General features: G+C 75.2%; 2 protein-coding genes. Both read right to left on the minus strand.

Features of this window, described 5'->3' with window-relative positions; translation table 11 throughout:
* Positions 1-696: LytR/AlgR family response regulator transcription factor (locus ON36_RS08795; RefSeq protein ID WP_043650162.1), on the minus strand; the 696-nt coding region annotated here is incomplete at its 3' end.
* Between the two features lie 44 nt (positions 697-740).
* Entirely contained in the window at positions 741-1,904 is a 1,164-nt protein-coding gene (locus ON36_RS08800) for a sensor histidine kinase (RefSeq protein ID WP_043650163.1), read from the minus strand.
* Positions 1,905-1,983: the final 79 nt, after the last annotated feature.

Below are 1,983 nucleotides of genomic sequence, written 5' to 3' on the forward strand. Positions count from 1 at the left end.
GCTCGCCCCGCGCAGGCAGACCACCGTGCCGGTGCCGACCGCGCGCAACCCCGTGACCAGCGGCAGCGATACCAGATACGAGCGGTGCACACGCAGGAATCCCGCGTCCTGCCACCGGGATTCGAGCGCCGAGAGCGGGATGCGGACCAGGTGCGAGCCGGAGGCGGTGTGCAGCCGGGCGTAGTCGCCGTCGGCCTCGACCCAGTGCACGTCGGTCCGGTGCACCAGCGTGGTCACCCCGCCCAGCTCCACCGGGATCACCGCGTTCGCCTCCGGCGCCGGTGCCGTCGCCGGTCGCGGCGGCGGGGCGGCGCGGGCGGCGAGGATCCGGCGCACGGCCTCGGCGAGGCGCGCCTCGCGCAGCGGCTTGAGCAGGTAGTCGACCGCGCCCAGGTCGAAGGCGGCCACCGCGTGGTCGTCGTGGGCGGTCACGAACACCACCGACGGCGGCTCGGAGAACTCGCCGAGGATGCCCGCCAGCTCCATGCCGGTCAGGCCGGGCATGTCGATGTCGAGGAAGACCGCGTCGACCGGGTTGGCGCGCAGGATCCGCAGGGCCGCCGTCGCCTCGCCCGCCGCGTGGATCTCGCCGACCCCCGGCTGGGCGCGCAGCAGGTAGACCAGCTCGTCCAGAGCCGGTTTCTCGTCGTCGACGGCGAGCACGCGCAGGCCGGTCGTGTCGGTGGTGCGGGTCACAGCCGTCTCATGGTAGACGGCGCGCGGCCCGGCGGGGCGGCGGTTCAGGCGCGGATGCCCGCCCGGAACTTGGGCACCCGCATGCTCACCTTGGTGCCCGCCCCCGGCGCGGTCTCCACGACGAGGCCGTAGTCGTTGCCGAAGGCGGCGCGCAGCCGGTCGTCGACGTTCGCCAGCCCGACGTGCGCGGACTCCGGCTGCCCCGACTCCGAGGCGACCGCGTCCAGCGCGCCCGAGCGCAGCAGTTCCGGGTCCATGCCCGCCCCGTCGTCCTCGATGCTGATCACCGTGTCGGTGCCCGCGTCCTGGGCGACGATCTCGATCCGCCCGCCGCCGCGCAACCCGTGCCGGACCGCGTTCTCGACCAGGGGCTGCAACGCGAGGAAGGGCAGCACCACCCCGAGCACCTCCGGCGCGATCCGCAGTCGCACCCGCAGGGCGTCGCCGAAGCGGGCCTGCTCGAGCGCGAGGTAGCGCTCGATGTTGCGCAGTTCGTCGGCGAGGACGGTGAACTCACCCGCGGCCCGGAACGAGTACCGGGTGAAATCGGCGAAGTCCAGGATCAGTTCGCGTGCCCGGTCCGGGTCGGTGCGCACGAAGGAGGCGATGGTGTTGAGCGCGTTGTAGATGAAGTGCGGGCTGATCTGGGCGCGCAGCGCCCGCACCTCGGCCCGGTCCAGCCGCGCGCGGGAGGCGTCCAGCTCCGCCAGTTCCAGTTGCCCGCACGCGTAGCGGGCCACCTCGGCCGCCGCGCCGACCATGCCCGGCCCCGGCCGCCCGTGCGTCACCACCGCGAGCGCGCCCGCCACCGACCCGTCCTCGCCGGACAGCGGCTGCACGAGGACCGCGCGTTCGCCCGGCCCGACGTGCAGGTCGCCGCGCCCGGAGGCCACCGCGCGGCGCACGACCTCCGCGACCGCCTCGTCCTCGGCCGCCGTGCCGTCCCAGGCCAGCAGCTGTCCGTCCGGGCCCGCGATCCCCAGCCCCTCGGCGCCGGCGAGCGCCCGCAGATGCGGCGCCGCCTCGCGCGCCGCCTCCGCCGTCAGCCCGCGCCGCAGCGGCACCGCCGCCAGCGACGCGGTGTGCAACGCCTGATGCACCGCCCGCTGCGCGGGTGTCGTCACCACCCGCTGGGTGCGCCGCCACACCAGGATCCCGATGGCCGCGACGACGACGGCCGAGACGGTGGCGACGAGGGAGGCGGTCATGTGCCGATTATGGCGACGCGCGGGCCGGAAGGGTGTCGGAGCCGGATCCGTGTCCGCTCCGGGGCTAGGGTCCGGGTCA

It is taken from the genome of Nocardia thailandica NBRC 100428, assembly GCF_000308795.1.
GTDB classification, from domain to species: Bacteria; Actinomycetota; Actinomycetes; order Mycobacteriales; family Mycobacteriaceae; genus Nocardia; species Nocardia thailandica.